The organism is Dongia sp., assembly GCF_041918875.1.
Classification (GTDB): Bacteria; Pseudomonadota; Alphaproteobacteria; order Dongiales; family Dongiaceae; genus Dongia.
This window is the reverse complement of record NZ_JAYRUV010000023.1, coordinates 40,797-58,561: the sequence shown is the minus strand read 5'-3', so window position 1 is coordinate 58,561 and position 17,765 is coordinate 40,797. Positions and strand designations below refer to the sequence as shown.

Annotated in this window: 22 protein-coding genes; 17 read left to right on the top strand and 5 right to left on the bottom strand. The window is 63.9% G+C overall.

Annotated elements, in window-relative coordinates; all coding sequences use genetic code 11:
• Positions 1–40: 40 nt before the first annotated feature.
• Positions 41–883, bottom strand: a complete 843-nt coding sequence (gene fghA / locus ACE3TY_RS19645) for an S-formylglutathione hydrolase (RefSeq protein WP_374656160.1) — start codon at positions 881–883, stop codon at positions 41–43.
• Positions 883–1,992, bottom strand: coding sequence for an S-(hydroxymethyl)glutathione dehydrogenase/class III alcohol dehydrogenase (locus ACE3TY_RS19640; protein ID WP_374656158.1), 1,110 nt, complete (start codon positions 1,990–1,992; stop codon positions 883–885). The genes fghA and ACE3TY_RS19640 overlap by 1 nt, the downstream gene beginning before the upstream one ends.
• Positions 1,993–2,137: 145 nt before the next feature.
• Here ACE3TY_RS19640 and dmeF point away from each other — a divergent pair, with 145 nt between their 5' ends.
• Positions 2,138–3,073 carry a CDF family Co(II)/Ni(II) efflux transporter DmeF gene (gene dmeF / locus ACE3TY_RS19635; protein WP_374656156.1) on the top strand — a complete coding sequence of 312 codons (936 nt, stop codon included), beginning with the start codon at positions 2,138–2,140 and terminating at the stop codon, positions 3,071–3,073.
• Between the two features lie 145 nt (positions 3,074–3,218).
• Here the strand turns inward: dmeF and ACE3TY_RS19630 are convergent, their stop codons facing one another.
• Complete coding sequence (locus ACE3TY_RS19630; RefSeq protein WP_374656184.1) at positions 3,219–3,419, bottom strand: YdcH family protein; 201 nt, start codon at positions 3,417–3,419, stop codon at positions 3,219–3,221.
• A 202-nt stretch (positions 3,420–3,621) separates the two neighbouring features.
• Between ACE3TY_RS19630 and ACE3TY_RS19625 the strand changes: the two genes are divergently transcribed.
• The 3 genes from ACE3TY_RS19625 to ACE3TY_RS19615 are packed head-to-tail and all read left to right on the top strand — an operon-like array spanning position 3,622 to position 7,181.
• Positions 3,622–4,965 (top strand): dihydroorotase, encoded by a 1,344-nt coding sequence (locus ACE3TY_RS19625; protein WP_374656154.1) that lies wholly within the window; start codon positions 3,622–3,624, stop codon positions 4,963–4,965.
• A gap of 2 nt (positions 4,966–4,967) precedes the next feature.
• Complete coding sequence (locus ACE3TY_RS19620; RefSeq protein WP_374656152.1) at positions 4,968–6,137, top strand: acetyl-CoA acetyltransferase; 1,170 nt, start codon at positions 4,968–4,970, stop codon at positions 6,135–6,137.
• Positions 6,138–6,194: 57 nt separating this feature from the next.
• Positions 6,195–7,181: an MDR family oxidoreductase gene (locus ACE3TY_RS19615; RefSeq protein WP_374656150.1), complete on the top strand. Its 987-nt coding sequence runs from the start codon at positions 6,195–6,197 to the stop codon at positions 7,179–7,181.
• 14 nt (positions 7,182–7,195) lie between these two features.
• On the opposite strand, the gene ACE3TY_RS19610 is transcribed toward ACE3TY_RS19615, so the two are convergent.
• Both ACE3TY_RS19610 and ACE3TY_RS19605 read right to left on the bottom strand, forming a co-directional pair.
• Complete coding sequence (locus ACE3TY_RS19610; RefSeq protein WP_374656148.1) at positions 7,196–7,504, bottom strand: hypothetical protein; 309 nt, start codon at positions 7,502–7,504, stop codon at positions 7,196–7,198.
• Positions 7,505–7,655: 151 nt separating this feature from the next.
• Complete coding sequence (locus ACE3TY_RS19605) at positions 7,656–8,342, bottom strand: XRE family transcriptional regulator (RefSeq protein ID WP_374656146.1); 687 nt, start codon at positions 8,340–8,342, stop codon at positions 7,656–7,658.
• Between the two features lie 194 nt (positions 8,343–8,536).
• Here ACE3TY_RS19605 and ACE3TY_RS19600 point away from each other — a divergent pair, with 194 nt between their 5' ends.
• From ACE3TY_RS19600 to ACE3TY_RS19540, 13 genes are all read left to right on the top strand, one after another.
• A complete protein-coding gene (locus tag ACE3TY_RS19600; protein WP_374656144.1) occupies positions 8,537–8,728 on the top strand; it encodes a hypothetical protein in 192 nt (63 codons plus the stop codon).
• Complete coding sequence (locus tag ACE3TY_RS19595) at positions 8,718–8,975, top strand: hypothetical protein (protein ID WP_374656142.1); 258 nt, start codon at positions 8,718–8,720, stop codon at positions 8,973–8,975. Before ACE3TY_RS19600 ends, ACE3TY_RS19595 begins: the two co-directional genes overlap by 11 nt.
• Positions 8,972–9,529 (top strand): hypothetical protein, encoded by a 558-nt coding sequence (locus tag ACE3TY_RS19590; protein WP_374656140.1) that lies wholly within the window; start codon positions 8,972–8,974, stop codon positions 9,527–9,529. Before ACE3TY_RS19595 ends, ACE3TY_RS19590 begins: the two co-directional genes overlap by 4 nt.
• Positions 9,530–9,532: 3 nt before the next feature.
• On the top strand, positions 9,533–9,766 hold the full coding sequence (locus ACE3TY_RS19585) for a hypothetical protein (protein WP_374656138.1): 234 nt from the start codon (positions 9,533–9,535) through the stop codon (positions 9,764–9,766).
• Between the two features lie 142 nt (positions 9,767–9,908).
• Positions 9,909–11,219, top strand: a complete 1,311-nt coding sequence (locus ACE3TY_RS19580; RefSeq protein WP_374656136.1) for a hypothetical protein — start codon at positions 9,909–9,911, stop codon at positions 11,217–11,219.
• Between the two features lie 9 nt (positions 11,220–11,228).
• Positions 11,229–11,786: a hypothetical protein gene (locus ACE3TY_RS19575; RefSeq protein ID WP_374656134.1), complete on the top strand. Its 558-nt coding sequence runs from the start codon at positions 11,229–11,231 to the stop codon at positions 11,784–11,786.
• A 179-nt stretch (positions 11,787–11,965) separates the two neighbouring features.
• Entirely contained in the window at positions 11,966–13,594 is a 1,629-nt protein-coding gene (locus ACE3TY_RS19570) for a portal protein (protein ID WP_374656132.1), read from the top strand.
• Positions 13,591–13,881 (top strand): hypothetical protein, encoded by a 291-nt coding sequence (locus ACE3TY_RS19565; RefSeq protein ID WP_374656130.1) that lies wholly within the window; start codon positions 13,591–13,593, stop codon positions 13,879–13,881. The genes ACE3TY_RS19570 and ACE3TY_RS19565 overlap by 4 nt, the downstream gene beginning before the upstream one ends.
• Positions 13,871–14,656, top strand: coding sequence for a hypothetical protein (locus ACE3TY_RS19560; RefSeq protein WP_374656128.1), 786 nt, complete (start codon positions 13,871–13,873; stop codon positions 14,654–14,656). Before ACE3TY_RS19565 ends, ACE3TY_RS19560 begins: the two co-directional genes overlap by 11 nt.
• 642 nt (positions 14,657–15,298) lie before the next feature.
• Complete coding sequence (locus ACE3TY_RS19555; RefSeq protein WP_374656126.1) at positions 15,299–15,577, top strand: DUF4258 domain-containing protein; 279 nt, start codon at positions 15,299–15,301, stop codon at positions 15,575–15,577.
• A gap of 13 nt (positions 15,578–15,590) precedes the next feature.
• The gene (locus ACE3TY_RS19550; RefSeq protein ID WP_374656124.1) at positions 15,591–16,025 is read left to right on the top strand and encodes a helix-turn-helix domain-containing protein; all 435 of its coding nucleotides are present in this window, start codon (positions 15,591–15,593) and stop codon (positions 16,023–16,025) included.
• Between the two features lie 287 nt (positions 16,026–16,312).
• Positions 16,313–17,173, top strand: coding sequence for a phage capsid protein (locus tag ACE3TY_RS19545; RefSeq protein WP_374656122.1), 861 nt, complete (start codon positions 16,313–16,315; stop codon positions 17,171–17,173).
• Between the two features lie 81 nt (positions 17,174–17,254).
• Positions 17,255–17,680, top strand: a complete 426-nt coding sequence (locus ACE3TY_RS19540; protein ID WP_374656120.1) for a hypothetical protein — start codon at positions 17,255–17,257, stop codon at positions 17,678–17,680.
• Positions 17,681–17,765: the final 85 nt, after the last annotated feature.

Below are 17,765 nucleotides of genomic sequence, written 5' to 3'. Positions count from 1 at the left end.
CTCCCACATTTCAGAGGGGAGAGGGCTGCAAGTAACGGCTCTATCTCAAAATAGCGGCATGGTGCCGCAGATGGTCTTCCATGAAGCTCTGGATGAAGTAATAGCCGTGGTCGTAGCCTTCATGGCGGCGCAAAGTGAGCTTCTGGCCTGAGACCCTGGCGGCGGCTTCCAGTGCATGGGGATGCAGCTGCGTGCCCAGGAACTGGTCCGCTTCGCCCTGGTCGATCAGGATCGCCCGCGGATGGGTGTGTTTTTCCATCAGCGCGCTGGCATCGTGATCCGCCCAGGCCTTCCGGTCGGCGCCCAGATAGCCGGTGAAGGCCTTCTCGCCCCAGGGGCAGTTGACCGGATTGGAGATCGGGGCGAAGGCCGAGATAGATCTAAACAAATCGGGATTCTTCAGGCCCAGGGTCAGCGCGCCATGCCCGCCCATGGAATGGCCGAAGAGGCCGAGGCGCTTGGCATCCACCGGATAATTGGCGGCGACGAGCGCCGGCAGTTCCTTGGCGACGTATGAGTACATGCGCCAGTTCTTCGCCCAAGGGTCCTGCGTTGCATCCACATAGAAGCCGGCACCGATGCCGAAATCCCAGCTGTCGGCCTGGCCGGGAAAATCCGTGCCGCGTGGCGAGGTGTCCGGCGCTACCAAGGCAAGGCCCAGTTCGGCGGCGACGCGCTGCGCCCCCGCCTTGATCATGAAGGTCTCTTCATTGCAGGTGAGGCCGGCGAGGTAGATGAGCCAGGGCACCGGGCCCTTGGCAGCGGCGGGCGGCAGATAGACCGAGTACTTCATCGGCAGGCCGATCTCGGCGCTGTCATGCTTCCCGAAGATCTGCCAGCCGCCAAAGCAACGATGGCGGCTGGTTTCCGTCACGCTCGTCATCAGTACAGCACCACGCCGCGGATCGAGCTGCCGGCCTTCATCAGGTCGAAGCCCTTGTTGATGTCGGAAAGCGGCATCGTGTGGGTGATGAGGTCATCGATGTTGATCTTGCCGTCCATGTACCAGTCGACGATCTTGGGGACATCGGTGCGGCCGCGCGCGCCACCGAAGGCGGTGCCTTTCCAGACGCGGCCCGTCACCAACTGGAATGGACGCGTCGAGATTTCCTGCCCGGCGCCCGCAACGCCGATGATGACCGAAACGCCCCAGCCCTTGTGGCAGCACTCCAGCGCCTGGCGCATCACATTCGTATTACCTATGCACTCGAAGCTGTAATCGGCGCCGCCCTTGGTGAGATCGACCAGATAGGGAACGAGGTCGCCTGCGACTTCCTTTGGATTGACGAAATGGGTCATGCCGAATTTCTCGGCAATGGCCTTCCTGCCAGGGTTGAGATCGACGCCGATGATCATGTTGGCGCCGGCCATGCGGGCACCCTGGATGACGTTGAGGCCGATGCCGCCAAGGCCGAAGACCACGACATTGGCGCCGGGCTCGACGCGGGCCGTGTTGATGACGGCGCCGATGCCGGTGGTGACGCCGCAGCCAATATAGCAGACCTTGTCGAAGGGCGCGTCGGGGCGGATCTTGGCCAGCGCGATTTCAGGCACGACGGTGAAATTGGCGAAGGTCGAGGTGCCCATGTAATGATGGAGCTTCTTGCCGCCCATCGCGAAGCGGCTGGTGCCGTCGGGCATCAGGCCCTGGCCCTGGGTGCTACGGATCGCCTGACAGAGATTGGTTTTCTGGCTGAGGCAATATTCGCACTGGCGGCATTCCGGCGTGTAGAGCGGAATGACATGGTCGCCCTTTTTCAGGGACGTCACATTGGGGCCGACATCGACGACGATGCCGGCACCCTCATGGCCGAGGATCGCCGGGAAGAGGCCTTCCGGATCGGCGCCGGAGAGCGTGTAATAGTCGGTGTGGCAGAGGCCCGTCGCCTTGATTTCGACCAGGACCTCGCCCGATCTCGGACCCTCCAGCTGCACGGTTTCGATGACCAGGGGTTTGCCGGCCTCAATTGCCACGGCGGCGCGCACGTCCATGAGAATCCTCCGTCGGATGGGTCTTTTGTAGCGGTTCAGAATTCGGCGCCGGTCTTCACTGAAAGTCCATATGGCTTCCATGGGCCGATCGGTCGCAAGTCCCTGTAATATCGTAACATCCGCGCCGCATGCTAGCCTCCATTTCATGACGGAAGAATCGAACGCGACCTATAAATCCCATGATTTCCGCGGCCGGAATCATGCCCGCAACGCAAGCCGGGTGCGTATCGTGCTGTTCTTCTCACTGGCCATGATGGTGGGCGAGATCGCGGCTGGGCAGATTTTCGGCTCCATGGCCCTGCTGGCCGATGGCTGGCACATGGCGACGCATCTGGCGGCCCTGGGCATTTCGCTGCTGGCCTATACTTTCGCCGAACGGCAGGCGGAAAATGCGCGCTTCAGCTTCGGCACCGGCAAGTTCGGCGATCTTGGCGCCTATACCAGCGCCGTGGTGCTGGCGATGGTGGCGCTGGGCATCGGCTATGAAGCGGTGGACCGCTTCTTCAACCCGGCACCCATACAATATGCCGAGGCGATGGGTGTGGCGGCCTTGGGTCTTGTCGTCAACATCGCCGCCGCCATCCTGCTGCAGGAAGATCATGGGCATGATCACCATGGCCATGGGCCTGATGATCACCACGAGCATGGCGACCATCATAGGGACCTCAACCTCAAATCGGCCTATGTGCATATGCTGGCCGATGCGGCGACATCGGTGCTGGCCATGATGGCGATCGGCTGCGCCTGGGCCTTCGGCTGGGTAGAGCTCGATCCGGCGATCGGGTTGGTCGGCGCCATCGTCATCCTGCGCTGGGCCTATACGCTGATGAAATCGGCCGGGGCGATGCTGCTCGACGTGCAGCCCAATGTCGGTCTCGCCGAAGCCATCCGCGCCGAGATCGAGGCCCTGGGCGACGAAGTCACTGACCTCCATGTCTGGCGCGTCGGGCCGGGCCATTTGGCCGGCATCGTCTCGGTCGCCACCGACCAGCAGCGCGGCGTCGATTTTTACCGCGCGGCGTTGACGGGTGTCGCCAAACTCTCGCACCTCACGATCGAGGTCGAGGTGAAGGGGGCGTAGGGCGAGGGGTGCAACGATATGGGGTTGCCATTCACCCATCGTCATCCCCCGGCTTGGCCGGGGGATCCATGAGTTGCCTTTCGATTTCTGAATGCGGCTGACAAACTCGTGGATGGCCCGCCTTCGCGGGCCATGACAACTGAGTTCAGGCGATGATATCCGGCAGGAGTTTGCTCTCCAGCTTGATGATCTGGTCCTTCAGGGCCAGTTTGCGCTTCTTGAGGCGCTGGATCTGGAGCTGGTTGAAGGGCGAGGCTTCGGCCATGGCGCGGATGGCCTCGTCCAAATCGCGGTGTTCGGAGCGCAATTCTTCCAGCTGCACCCGCAGCTCGTTTAGGCCGATCATCACGGTCTGACCATCTCCCCGCCCGTAAGCGTTCTGAAGGTTGTCATCCTATCGCAAAATCGAGGCGGCGTCACGGTTTAGCGGTGGCGGCGCGTGAGAATGCCGCAATCGGGCGATGGGCGGGCGATCTGGCCTTGCGCCCTTTCCGCTCAAGGGGATAGAGATCAAGGGTATCAATCGGGCCGGAAGAAGGGATGCCGCCATGGAGGAGCCGTTTGACCTCGTTCTGAGGAATGGGGCCGTTGCGACACCCAATGGCGTGGAAACGCTCGATATCGGTGTCCGCGAGCGGCGAATTGCAGGCCTGGGCAAGCTGCCTGCCGGACGGGCGGCCGAGGAGATCGACGCTTCCGGGCTCACCATCCTGCCGGGCGTCATCGATACCCAGGTGCATTTCCGCGAACCGGGCCTGACGCACAAGGAAGATCTGGCGAGCGGCACGGCGGGGGCCGCCTTGGGCGGCGTCACCGCCATCTTCGAGATGCCCAATACGACCCCCAATACGCTCAACGCGGCCGACCTCAACGACAAGCTCACCCGCGCCAAGGGGCGGGCCTGGGTGGACCATGCCTTCTTCATCGGCGCCTCGGACGAGAATGCGGACCAGCTCGGGGAGCTGGAACTGCTGCCGGGCTGTGCGGGTGTGAAGATTTTCATGGGGTCATCGACCGGCTCGCTGCTGGTGGCCGATGACGAGACGCTGGAGAATGTGCTGCGCCATGGCCGCCGCCGCGTCGCCATCCATTCCGAGGATGAGATGCGCCTGCGGGAACGGCTGGCGCTGGTGAAGGATAGCGGCGACCCCAGCCTGCATCCCACCTGGCGCGATGTGGAAACGGCGGTGCGTTCGACCAATCGGCTGCTGAAGATCGCGCGGCGCGCGGGGCGGCGGGTGCATGTGCTGCATGTCTCCACTGCCGACGAGATGGACATCTTCAAGGACCATAAGGATATCGCGACGGTCGAGGTGCTGACCCATCACCTCACCTTGGCGGCGCCCGAATGCTATCAGCGGTTGGGAACGCTGGCGCAGATGAATCCGCCGGTCAGGGACAAGATTCATCAGGACGGGATCTGGCGCGCGGTGCGGAATGGACTCGTGGATTGCATCGGTTCGGACCATGCGCCGCATACGCTGGAAGAAAAGGCGCGACCCTACCCGCAGAGCCCGTCCGGCATGCCGGGCGTGCAGACCCTGCTGCCGGTGATGCTCAACCATATGCATGAGGGCCGGCTGACGTTGCAGCGGCTCATCGACCTCACCAGCGCGGGGCCGGCGCGGATTTACAATATCCGCAACAAGGGCCGCATTGCCTTGGGCTACGACGCCGATTTCTCGGTGGTGGATTTGAAGGCGAAGCGCACCATTACCAATGAATGGATGGCAACCAAGGCCGGCTGGACGCCTTATCATGGCATGGAAGTCATGGGCTGGCCGGTTGCCACCATCATCCGCGGCGGCGTGGTGATGCGCGACGGCGAATTGCTGGGCCGCCCCGACGGTGCCCCCGTGCGATTCCAGGAAACCATCCAACCGCAGGATTGAAGATGCGAAACGGCGCCATCATCGGCTGGCATCATCTGCCCTTCGTCAAGGAGGATGCGCGTGAGCTCGAGGAGATGATCGTGGCGGCCGGCGCCGGTGCGCTGGACCATGCCGGCATCGGCCCAGAGGATGTCGATGCGATCTATCTTGGCCATTTCAATGCCGGGTTCTCGGGCCAGGATTTTCCGGCCTCGCTGGCGCTCGGCATTGACCCGGCGCTTCGGTTCAAGCCGGCGACGCGGGTCGAGAATGCCTGCGCCACGGGCAGTGCCGCCGTGCATCAGGGCTTGCAGGCGATTGCGGCCGGGGCTGCCCGGCATGTGCTGGTCATCGGCGCCGAGCAGATGTCGCGCGTGCCGCCGAAGGAAGTGGGCGCCAATCTGCTCAAGGCCAGCTATGTCGCGGAAGAAGGTGGAATCCCTGGCGGTTTTGCCGGTGTCTTCGGGCGCATTGCCGAGCTTTATTACCAGCGCCATGGCGACCAGAATGAGGCGCTGGCGGCGATCGCCGCCAAGAATCACAGGAACGGTGCCGCCAATCCGCTGGCGCAGATGCGCAAGGATCTGGGTCGCGATTTCTGCCGCGCGGTCTCGGAGAAGAATCCGCTGGTGGCGGGGCCCCTGAAGCGAACCGATTGCAGTCCGGTTTCGGACGGTGCCGCGGCACTGGTGCTGGCGGAGATGGATTCGGCCAAGATGGCGGCGCGCGCCATCGGCTTCCGCGCCGCGATTCAAGTGAACGATTACCTGCCCATGTCGAAACGCGACATCATCGCCTTCGAAGGCTGCAGGCTTGCCTGGGCGAAGGCGCTGGGTGAGGCGGGCATTGCCTTGGCCGATCTCTCTTTGGTCGAGACGCATGATTGCTTCACCATCGCCGAGCTCATCGAATATGAAGCGATGGGCCTGACGCCGGCGGGGCAGGGGGCGCGCGCCATTCTCGATGGCTGGACGGAGATGGGCGGCAGGCTGCCGGTCAATGCGTCCGGCGGCCTCAAGGCCAAGGGCCATCCGATCGGCGCCACCGGCGTTTCGATGCATGTGCTGGGTGCCATGCAGCTCGATGGCAGTGCCGGCGACTTCCAGGTGCAGGGTGCAACGCTTGCCGGGCTCTTCAACATGGGTGGCACGGCGGTCGCGAATTATGTGAGTATCCTGGAGAGGGTGAAGTAAAACGAAAACCCCTCTCCCCTGAAGGGGGGAGGAGGAAAAACAAAGGGGAGCCAGTGAATGTTCAAGGCGCTGCTGTTGCAGGAGAAGGACGGCAAGGTCACGTCCGCGATCGAGGATCTGCCGGATGAGCGCTTGCCGGCGGGCGATGTGCTTGTGCGCGTCCATAACAGCACGCTGAACTACAAGGACGGGCTGGTCCTCAACGGCTTGGGCCGGCTGGTGAAGACCTATCCGCATGTCGGCGGCGTCGATTTCGCCGGGACCGTGCTGGAAAGCCAGCATGCCGACTATAAGGCCGGCGACCAGGTAATCCTCACCGGCTGGCGCGTGGGCGAAGTGCATTGGGGCGGTTACGCCGAGAAGGCGCGGGTCAAGGGCGAATGGCTGGTGCCGCTGCCCAAGGGCCTGTCGACCGAACGCGCCATGGCGGTGGGCACGGCGGGCCTTACCGCGATGCTGTGCGTGATGGCGCTGGAGGAACATGGGTTGCGGCCCGATCATGGCGAGGTGCTGGTGACCGGGGCTGCGGGCGGCGTCGGTTCCGTGGCGACGGCGGTCCTGGCGCGGCTCGGCTACCGGGTCGTCTGCTCGAGCGGCCGGCCGGAGCAGGCCGATTATCTGAAATCCCTGGGTGCGGCCGAAATCATCGACCGCACCAGTATTGCCACGCCGTCGGGCAAGCCCTTGGACAGCGAGCGCTGGGCCGGTGCCATAGACAGCGTCGGCGGATCGACCTTGGCCGCCATCCTGCCGCAGATGAAATATCGCGGCGCGGTCGCCGCCTGCGGCCTTGCCGGCGGCACCAAGCTGGAGACGACGGTCATTCCCTTCATCATCCGTGGCGTCAGTCTGCTGGGTGTCGATTCGGTGATGGCGCCGCTGATGCGCCGCAAGGTCGCCTGGGCGCGCATCACCAAGGATTTGCCGATGGAAAAGCTCGACGGCATGATCCAGCGCGCCACGCTGGAGGAGCTGCCGGCGCTCGGCAAGGCGATCCTCGAAGGCAAGGTGCGCGGCCGCGTGGTGGTCGACCTCGGCGTGTAACCTGGTCTGACCGCTCAGGCGGCGGCGATCATGACTTGGGCGGCGCTTTCGCTGGCGGCGAGCAGTTTCAGCTGCGGCCGGGCGGGGCTCGGCAAAGCGGCGACGACCAGCTGGGCAAGCCCGATGGCGCCGGAACTGACGAGGTTGATCGTGATCTGGTCGCCGGGGCGCAGCATTTCACCGGCCGCCGCGAAATAGGCATTGTCGTTGGCGCCGTCGGCAGGGCCAAGGATCTGCCCCAGCGGATCGGGCGTCCGATAGTGCCAGTGGGTAAAGCCGTTGGCATAGGCGAGGACGCTGAGATCGGCGGCGCAAAAGCTCATTTCTACCTTCTCCCCCTGTCGGTCGAGTGGCAGTCATAGACCGTTTTACGCTTCGTGTCAACGCAAATTGAGTTAGTGCGGCGCAGCAAAAAGCCTGAAACGCCTCAGCTTGCGGTGAAAGGGACGACTCGGCGCCCGTGCCTCCAGGGCTTCAGCCGGCCTCGCCGGCGCCGGTGATGCGATAGATCCGCTTAACGTCGCCGGACTTGAGCGCGATGTCGCGGGCCGGGTTGAACTGGTGCAGGACGACTTCCTCGTCGTTGCGGCGGACGAACTGCTTGATGAGCCCCTGGCCATCGGCCAGTTCCACCGCGACGAAACAATTCTTGGTGATGGGGCGGTTGGGATTCACGTAGAGGAGTTCGCCGGCGAAATAACGCGGCTCCATGGAATCGCCATCGACATAGAGGGCGAAGGCATTGAAGGCGCCCTTGAGGTTGGCCGGCCGCTCGACGAATTCCTTGGCCTCGCCTTCGTTGAAATAGAAACCCTCGCTGCCGCCCTTGACCGCGCCGATTACCGGCAGATCGCGCTGACTCTGGCCGCCCCCGACCGCGCTGGGGCGAGGCGCCACGGGTTCGCGACGATGCGTCACCTGCTGGCCCTGCTCGATCCCGGCAAGCTGCAGCACGGCGCCGGGCTCGGTGCCGTGCTGGCTGAAGAGGGCGTCGAGTTCGCGGGCAAGCTCGAAGGGCAGGAAGCGGCGCTTGTAGCGATCCTCGTAATGCTGGTAGCGCGTCAGGCTCCAGCCGAGCGCTTCCGAGACGGAGCGCATGGTAAGGCCCGCCTGTTCGCGCAATTCCTTCAACCGCCTCGCGGCTTCCGAGATTTCCGTCATCGTGGAACTCCTTATCGTCCGCTTTTCATCCGGAAGCTTCATCTGCTCCAGCGCGGCCGACCATCACGGCAATATATGTACGAAGAATACGTTTTTAAAGCTTGACGGCGTAACCAAAATATGCGTATTATTGCCTAATCCCATAACGCGCAAAGCCTGTCGGGGCCGGCACCGGCCCGCAAGGGAGGGAATGAATGGAACAAAAGAGCAACAAGAGGCGTAAAAGAGCCGCCGCGGCGAAGCGGCCATGCCTGGCTTGCGGCACCGCCTTCACCGCCGAAACCCCGTTCCTGCGCATCTGCCCGCTCTGCAAGGAGAGCGAGGAGTGGCAGAGCGGCAACACCGACTTCGCACTTCATGAAAAGGAGCCTGCCAATGATAACTGAACCGGAGGGTGCGGCCCGCACGGCCGAGATCGTCGATTTTCCCCCAAGCCCGACTTTGCGGCCGGAGCAGGCCGTCGGCACCTGCATGAAGACGCGCTGGTCGCAGTTCCTGGGCATCGGCATCACCGAGGCCGGCGATTTCGAGGTGGTGAACAGCGACATGACCGGCGAACGCGCACTGTGGCTGGTGAAATGGGCCGAACGCTGGGCCATGGGTCTCGACGAGGTGGAGGAGATCGACGGATGAGGGCCTTTGCCAATGTGAAGCGCGGACGGCCGAAGCGGCAGACCGCGAACGATCCCGCCAACGGTCCCGCCAACGATAATGAGAAGGATAGAGGCACGCCGGAACTGCAGAGCAAGCGCGCCGCCCTTGCCAAGGGTGTCGAGGCGGCGGCCGTGTCGCATCCGTTGGACCTGCTGCTCGCCCATGGCCACATCGATGCCGCCGAGCATCGCGCGGGCTGGCGCTATGCCGGGCTCTATCGGCGCCTCGTCGGGCGGACGGAGGTGAGCTATAGCCGCCTCTATGCGGGACTTGGCGGCGATGGCGGGCGGGCCGGCGCGGATGCGGGCGGCGATGACGATCTGGCATCGGCGCAGATCCTGTTCCGCAAGGCCCAGCTGCGCTTGCGCGGCGAAGGCGCGGTGGTGGCCGGCCTGACCGAGCGCCTGGCCGTGTTCGGCGCCTTTCCCGGATGGCTGCTGCAGCAGGATGCCGCCGCCCGGCGCGAGCGGTCGCTGCTGCGCCGGGGGCTGCAGCAACTGGCGCAATCCTTCCGATCCAGCAAAGCGAGGTGAGAGATGACCAAAAGACTGGCACTGCCGATCGACAAAGTGGAAACGCTGGCGCAGCAGCATGCCAAGCGTGCGATCGCCGCCCTGGCCGACGTGATCGACGACGAGACGGCAACACCCGCCACGCGCATTTCGGCAGCGACGGCGATGCTGCAATGGGGCTATGGCCGGCCCGGCGGCAAGCTCAAGGCCGGAGAAGGCGGCGAACAAGTGATTCGGCTGACCTGGGGGGAAGAGTGAGAAAATGGGTCTGACGGAAAATAGGAGTTGACAGATTAGGAATATTTTGCTATCATGCAAATATAGACTGCGATATTGCGCCCCGGCGAGCGACAGCTCCCGGGGCGTTCGCATTTTCCGCAAAACCGAATCCAGGATCGCCATGACGCGCCAGGTCAAACCGCGAGCGGCAAAGCCACGCAGAACCGCGGCTGTCGACGTGCATCTTTATGCGCCGCGGCAGCATCAGGCCGATCTGCACCGGCAGCTCAGGCGCTTCAACGTGCTGGTGGCGCACCGGCGTTTCGGCAAGACAGTCTTCTGCATCAACGAACTCATCGCCAAGGCGGCGGCCAACGGCCGCGCGGAAGCGCGCTACGGCTATGTGGCGCCGCTGCTCACACAGGCCAAGGATGTGGCCTGGGCCTATCTCAAGCGCTTCACCGCACCGATCCCCGGCGTCAGCGTCAGCGAAACGGAATTGTGGGTCGATCTGCCGAACAAGGCGCGCATCCGGCTTTACGGTGCCGACAATGCCGACCGGCTGCGCGGCCTCTATTTCGACGGCGTGGTGCTCGACGAATACGCGCAGATGAATCCGCGCGTCTGGCCCGAGATCGTGCGGCCGATGCTGAGCGACCGGCAGGGCTGGGCGCTGTTCATCGGCACGCCGATGGGGCGCAATCATTTCTGCACGCTCTATGAACAGGCGATGCTGGAGCCCGACTGGTTCGCGCAGCGTTTCCCGGCGAGCGAGACCGGCATCCTCATGGACGAGGAATTGAGTGCCGCGCGCCGCGCCATGTCGGCACAGGCCTTCGCGCAGGAATTCGAATGCAGCTTCGCGGCCGGCGTGCCTGGCGCCTATTACGCCTCGATGCTGGAGCAGGCGGAACTGGAGGGGCGCATCGGCCGCGTGCCATGGGAGCCGCGCCTGCCGGTGACGACCGCCTGGGATCTGGGCATCGGCGATGCGACGGCGATCTGGTTCGCGCAGGTCCTGGGTCAGGAAATCCGTATCGTCGACTATTACGAAGCGAGCGGTGCGGCTCTTGCCCATTATGCCAAGCAGCTTTCCGAACGGCCCTATGTCTATGCCGACCATCTGCTGCCGCATGACGTGTCGGTGCGCGAGATGAGTTCGGGCCGCACGCGGCTCGACACATTGCGCGGGCTGGGCCTGAAGGTGCGGGTTCTGCCGGCGCAGGCGGTCGAGGACGGGATCGAAGCGGCGCGCAACCTCATTCCGCGCTGCTGGATCGATGCCGGGAGATGCGCGCGCGGCCTGGACGCCCTGCGCCTCTACCGGCCGGAATTCGACGATAAGCGTCAGGCCTTCAGCCAGCGGCCGATCCATGACTGGACGAGCCATGCGGCCGATGCGTTCCGCTATCTCGCCATGGGGCTGAAGACGCCCGTCCGCCGGCAGAACGAACCGGCGGCCGAGAGCATCTACAGCCCCTTCACCTGGTAAGAGCCGTCCATGCCGCCGCGTGCGCTCAACCGCGATGACCTGATCGCGGTGGCGGAGAATATGCGCGCGGCCGACCGGCGCGAGATCTTCGCCACGCGCTTCGACGAGAATGCCGAACTGCTGGCCGAGGATCTGCTGGCGGGCGATCCGCTGGGTGTCATCGTCGCCGATCGCGACGGCGTGCCCGCCGCCGTCCTGGGGGCCACTGAAATGTGGCCGGGCCTCTGGTCCTTGTGGATGTTCGCGACCGATCGCTGGCCGTCGGTGGCACGCGAAACGACGCGCTTCGCCAAACGCGTGTTGTGGCCGGCCTTGCTGAAGCTCGGCTTGCGGCGGGGCGAATGCCGCTCGGCCGCCGAACATCACGTGGCGCATCGCTGGCTCAGGCATCTGGGCGGCGCCGTCGAATCCATTCATCCCGCCTATGGAAAAGGCGGGGAAACCTTCATCGGCTTTGTCATCTACGGAGAAAGACATGTGTGCGACCCCGACCCGCAAACGGAAGACGACGACCACCGGCAGCAACGCGAGCGTCGCCCCGACGGCGACCGACACGGTTGCCGATGAAGCGACGGAAAAGGAATTGCGCCGCCTGCGCTCGCTCTATGGGCGGCGTGCAACCATCCTGACGCCGGAGCGGGAGGCTTTGGGCCAGGCGCCGGCTTCGCAGAAAAATCTGCTCGGCGCCTGAAGACAGAAACAACCGAAGACAGAAACAAGCTGAACGGCAGCAAGGACCAATCCGCATGGACAATATCGCCCAGGACCTCATTCGCCGGCAGGAAGGTCTCGCCGGCGAACGCGCGACGCTCGACCAGCTATGGCAGGAAATCGCCGAACTGATGAAGCCGATGCGCGCCGACTTCACCTTCCAGCGCATTCCCGGCGACAAGCGGACGCAGAAAGTGTTTGACGCCACCGCCGGCCTTTCGGCGGAGAATCTGGCGGCGGGCCTCTGGGGCATGATCACCAATGCCGCCAACGACTGGTTCACCCTGCGCTCGGATCTCGCCGAAGCCGACGAGGCGCAGGACACCAAGGAATGGCTGGACGACGTCACGCGCCGCATGCAGGCGGCCTTTGCCGCCAACGGCCAGCGCTTCTATGCGCGGGTGATGGAACTCTATGCAGACCTCGTCACCTTCGGCACCGGCATCTTCTATTCGGAAGAGGATGCGGCGACGGGCCGGGTCCATTATTCCTGCCGGCATCTGGCCGAATGCTTCATCGCCGAGAACGAGCGTGACGAGGTCGACACGGTTTTCCGCCGCTTCACCTTCACGGCGCGCCAGGCGCACAAACGCTGGGGCGAGAAATGCCATGCCAGCCTGCTGCGGGCACTCGACAAGGAACCGGACCGGCGCTTCACCTTCCTGCACGCGGTTATGCCGCGCGACGAGGTGGCGAGCGGCCGCTTCGATGCCGCGGGGATGGGTTTTGCCTCCTTCTATGTCGATGTCGAGAACCGGCAATTGCTGTCGGAAGGCGGCTATCACGATTTTCCCTATCAGGTGCCGCGCTGGTCGACCGCGTCGCGCGGACTTTACGGCGACAGTCCGGCGATGCTGGCCCTGCCGGACGTGAAGATGCTCAATGCCATGTCGAAGACAACGATCGTCGCGGCGCAGAAGGCGGTCGATCCGCCACTGCTGGCGGTGGACGAGGTGGCGGTCAGGGGCCTGCGCACGCATCCCGGCGGCATCATCTATGGCGGTCTCGATGAAAGCGGGCGGCGGCGCTACGAACCGCTGCACACCAACGGCAATGTTGGCCTGGGGCTGGAACTGGAGGAACAGCGGCGCGAAGCCGTGCGGCAGGCATTCCATTTCGCGCTCCTCATGATGGTGCAGCAGCCCAACCAGACGGCAACCGAAGTGCTGGCAAGGCAGGAGGAGAAGCTGCGCCTGATGGGGCCGCATCTGGGACGCATCCAGGCGGAGTTCCTGGACCCGCTCATCCGCCGGCAGTTCGGCATCATGCGCAGGGCCAATCTGCTGCCCCCAGCGCCCAGGCAGCTCAAGGGCGGCGGCATCCGTATCGAATATGTCTCGCCCCTGGCGCGCGCGCAGCGGGCCGGGGAAGGGGCGGCCATCGTCCGCGCGCTGGAATCGCTGGCGCCGCTGGGGGCGATCAAGCCCGAGATCTACGACAATATCGATGCCGATGCGGCGGCAAGGCTGCTCGCGCAATCCTTCGGCGTTCCCAACAACCTGCTGAGGACGCCGGCGGCGGTGAAGAAGCTGCGTAAGAAGGCCGAGAAGGAAGCGCCGTCCGAGGCGATGGCGGGAGGCGATGCGATGGGTGGGGCGATGGCCGGCCTTGGCGATCTGGGCGCGATGCTGACGGGCGGCGGCCTGCCCGAAGGTGTCGCATGAAAGCCGGTATCGCCTGGCTCTTGCGGCTGCATGGGCGGTCGCGCGCGCTGCGTGTCGCCGCTGCCTACCGGGAGATGCTCTCGGTGGAGAATGCGCTGGGCCGCCTGATCCTGTCCGATCTTGCGCATTATTGCCGCGCCGGACAGAGCAGTTTCGTGGCGGGGGATCCGCACCAGACCGCCTTCAACGAAGGCGCACGCGATGTGTTTCTGCATATCGCCGAAATGAGCGGCATCGTGCCGATGGATTTTACCGGTCTCGTGGAAGAGGTGATCGATGAAAGATGAAGTGAAGAATCCGGCCGATCTGCCGGCGGATTGGCGCGACGGCCTGGACGAGGATCTGGGTGCCCTGGTGCGGAAGAAGGGCTGGCGTTCCGCGCGCGACGTGCTCGCGAGCTACCGGAATCTCGAAAAGCTGGTGGGTGGCGAGCGGCTGGCCGTGCCGGCGCCCGATGCGGGGGCGGAAAGCTGGGGGCCGGTCTGGGAGAAGCTCGGCCGCCCGAAGGATGCCGCAGGCTACCAGCTGACGCCGCCGCCCGGTCTCAGCCACGACGGCCCGAGTGCCGAATGGTTCCGTGAGACCGCGTTCGAGCTTGGCCTGTCGCAGACCCAGGCGCAGAAGCTGCACGATGCGTTCATCGAGCGTTTCGGTGGCGAAGCGGCGGAGCGGGAGATGCCCGATGCCGAGGAAGATCCCGACCTCAAGACCCTGTGGGGCCGCCAGTATGACCGCAACATGACCGCTGCCCGGCGCGCCTATGGCGCCTTCCTGGGCGACGAGAAGTCTTTCGAGGAGATCGCCGACGGGATCGGCGAAACCGCTTTGATGAACCTGCTGGCCAAGGTCGGCCGTGCGACGGCCGAAGACAGCATCACCGCCCGCGCCGACGCCAAGACCGGCGCCCCACGCTCGCCGGCGGAAGCGATGTCGGAAATCGCCAAGCTGCAGCAGGCGGCCAAGGGAGATCCCAAGCACCCTTACGTCAACAAGACACACCCCGACCACGCAGCGACCGTGAAGCGCATGGAGGATCTGTTCGCGGTGGCGTATGGGCGGTGAGTAAGAGCCAAGGGTGCCTGCTTCGGTTGCCCGAATGTGATTGGCCGATAGCCCCTATCTCTGGGGGCGGAACTTGCTTCCCGGCCCAGTTGTGGCAGGCCGACCGGACAATCTGAGCGGGAGGACTTCATGCGGTCGATTTGGATGGTGGTTCTGGTCCTGCTGGTGGTCTGTGCAGCACCGGCGGCGGCCGAGGAGCCAACCAAATTCGGACCAATAACATGGGCACCCTATCAGGAGTACCTTGAGAAAATCGGCCCAATGGGGCGGGGCGCGTTTGCAGTCGTCCCGACGGTCTGGGCGGCGGTTACTCGTTCTGCGAAGAAGAGCCGTGCAAGAACACATACAAGGTGACAGCCATGAATGCCTGTCAAAAGCACAATCCCGGTTTTACCAGCATCATCTTTGCCATCGACCGGGAGCTGCAGGTGCCGTTCGTGGCGCCGGAGTGATATCAGGGGCTTCTTCAGTTCAGTGAGGGGAGGTGCGATATCGCTATTTTCCCAACGTGATATCGCACCCGCTGTCATGTTTATGAAAAATAAGAGGAAATGCGGGAACCGAACAGGCGGTTGTGAATTGACAAACCCGAGTGACCTATTATTTTGATAGGTATGTCAGGGCAGGTTCTCCAGTTCTAAGGTGTCCCGTCCAAGGGCCCTTCAGTTTATCCGCCAGCAGGCAGCGCACTCGTCGAACGTCGAGTTTCACCCGCACGCCCAAAGGGCAATGCTCAAGCGGAAGATCAACGCTCGCCAGGTGCTGGACTGCCTCCTGAAGGGCGTGATTACCGAAGGTCCTGCCCTGGATCTAAAAGGGGAATGGCGCGTGCGGATGGAGCGCGTTGTCGCGGGGGACCGCGTTTCGGTGGCAGTAGCCATCGACTTCGTAACGAAGACGCTCGTCGTTACAGTGTTTTGAAAGGGATCGGGTTATGTACCATTACACAATGTCGGGCCTGAAGAGGGTCTGGCTGCGCAATGGATATAGGGTGAGAAAGACGCCGGAAGGGGATGCCGTCGCCATCAGTGATATCGACGGACTGCACCGCGCCATTGCCAGCCACTTGGTGCACAACAAGCCGTTTTTGACGGGGCCGGAACTCAGGTTTTTGCGGACAGAAATGTGCCTGTCGCAGAGTAATCTTGCACGCCTGCTTGGCAAGGAGGTGCAGGCCGTTGCACGCTGGGAGAAGACCGGGCGTGTGCTGAAAATGGCCGACCGTTTTGTGCGCGCGCTTTGGCTGGCAAAAAATGACGGCAACGAGACCATTATCACTCTCATTGAACGTCTGGAGGATATGGACCAACAGGCAGATGAGGATCTACGTTTCGAAGATACGAAAGACGGCTGGCGCGAAGCCGCCTAATTTCCTGTCTTTTTCACCTGAATAACCCCGCTCCGGCGGGGTTTTCTTTTGGAGAACCGATGAGCTGCAAGTCATTCGGCTAACCAGAAGCGACCCGCTTACGTCGAGGGGATGACTTCGACTTCGAAGCCCGGAGAACCGCGTCTCGGCGCGGCCCGGCTGACGGCTCGGAAAGACGGCCGCTGACGGCGCGCGCCTGCGCCGAGGCTCGAGGTCCGCGCGCGGGCAACCTCGCCGATCAACGCAGTCACATCATGACAATCTAACGAGAAAGGAAACGTGGACCCATGTCCTCGCAGATCCAGGTTGCGTTCAACAACCTCTATAGTGCCAACATCATGCTGCTGGTGCAGCAGAAGGGCAGCCGCCTCAAGGATGCGGTGCGCCAGGAAGTGGTCGAGGGCGAGATCGCCTATTTCGACCAGATCGGGGCCGGCAGCGCGGTAAAGCGCCAGTCGCGCCATGCCGATACGCCGCTAACCGAAACGCCGCATGCGCGGCGCCAGGTGATGCTGGAAGATTACGAATATTCCGACCTCATCGACCGCCTGGACCAGGTGAAGACGCTGACCGATCCGACCAGCGCCTACAGCCAGGCCGCGGCCCACGCGCTGGGCCGCGCCATGGACGATGTCATCATCGCCAATGCCAACGGCACCGCACGCAGCGGCAAGACCGGGCAGACCAGCATCGCGCTGCCCGCGAATCAGAAGATCGCCGTGGCGGCGAGCGGCCTGACGCTCGCCAAGCTCCTGCAGGCCAAGGAGGTCCTGGATGCGGCCGAAAACGATCCGGACGAGCCGCGCTTCATCGCGTGCCCGGCCAAGGACATCACCGTCCTCCTCAGCAACACGCAGGTCACGTCGAGCGACTACAACACAGTGAAGGCGCTGGCCGCCGGCCAGATCGACACCTTCCTCGGCTTCAAGTTCATTCGCACGCAGCGCCTGGGACTTACCTCCGGCGGCGACCGCGCCTGTCTCGCCTGGCGCCAGTCGGCCTTGCTGCTGGCGATCGCGCAGACGCCCAAGGTGAAGGTCACCGAGCGGCCCGACAAATCCTACGCCACGCAGGTCTATTGCGCGATGTCGGTCGGCGCCACGCGCATGGAAGAAGAAGGCGTCGTCGAGATCGCGACGCTGGCTTGATTGTTGGCGCGGGCAACAGCCGCCACACCAACCCTGTTGCCCGCGCCAAGTCGCAGACTGAAATCAAATAGGAGAAAATCCATGGCTACTCAATATGGCACCCAGATGGGGCGCCTGCGCAACTCGCTGCCCGTAGACTTGCCGATGGCCGGCGACATTCACGGCCGCGTGCGCGTGTTCAACGAGAAGGTCGTGCTGGCCGCCCAGCTGACGAGCGATATCATCGAGGTGGCGCGCCTGCCCAAGGGTGCGCGCGTGCTCTATGGCATTCTCGGCAGCACGGTATCGCTGGGTTCCTCGACCCTGGCGATCGGCATTGCCGGGACCGCCGGCAAGTATCGCGCCGCGGCGGTCTTCACCGCGGTCGATACGCCGACCCTGTTCACCCCGGCCGCGGTCGCCGGCGAGGCCTTGGCGGCGGAGGAAATCGTGATCCTCACCATCGGTGCGGCCGCGCTGCCGGCAAGCGGCACGCTGCGCGTGATGCTCTTCTACACACTGGATTGATCATCATCGCGCTGGTCGGCGGTGGATCCCCGGGCGAAGTCCCGGGGATCCACCGCCGGCGCATATAGCCTTCTGCAGGGAATCC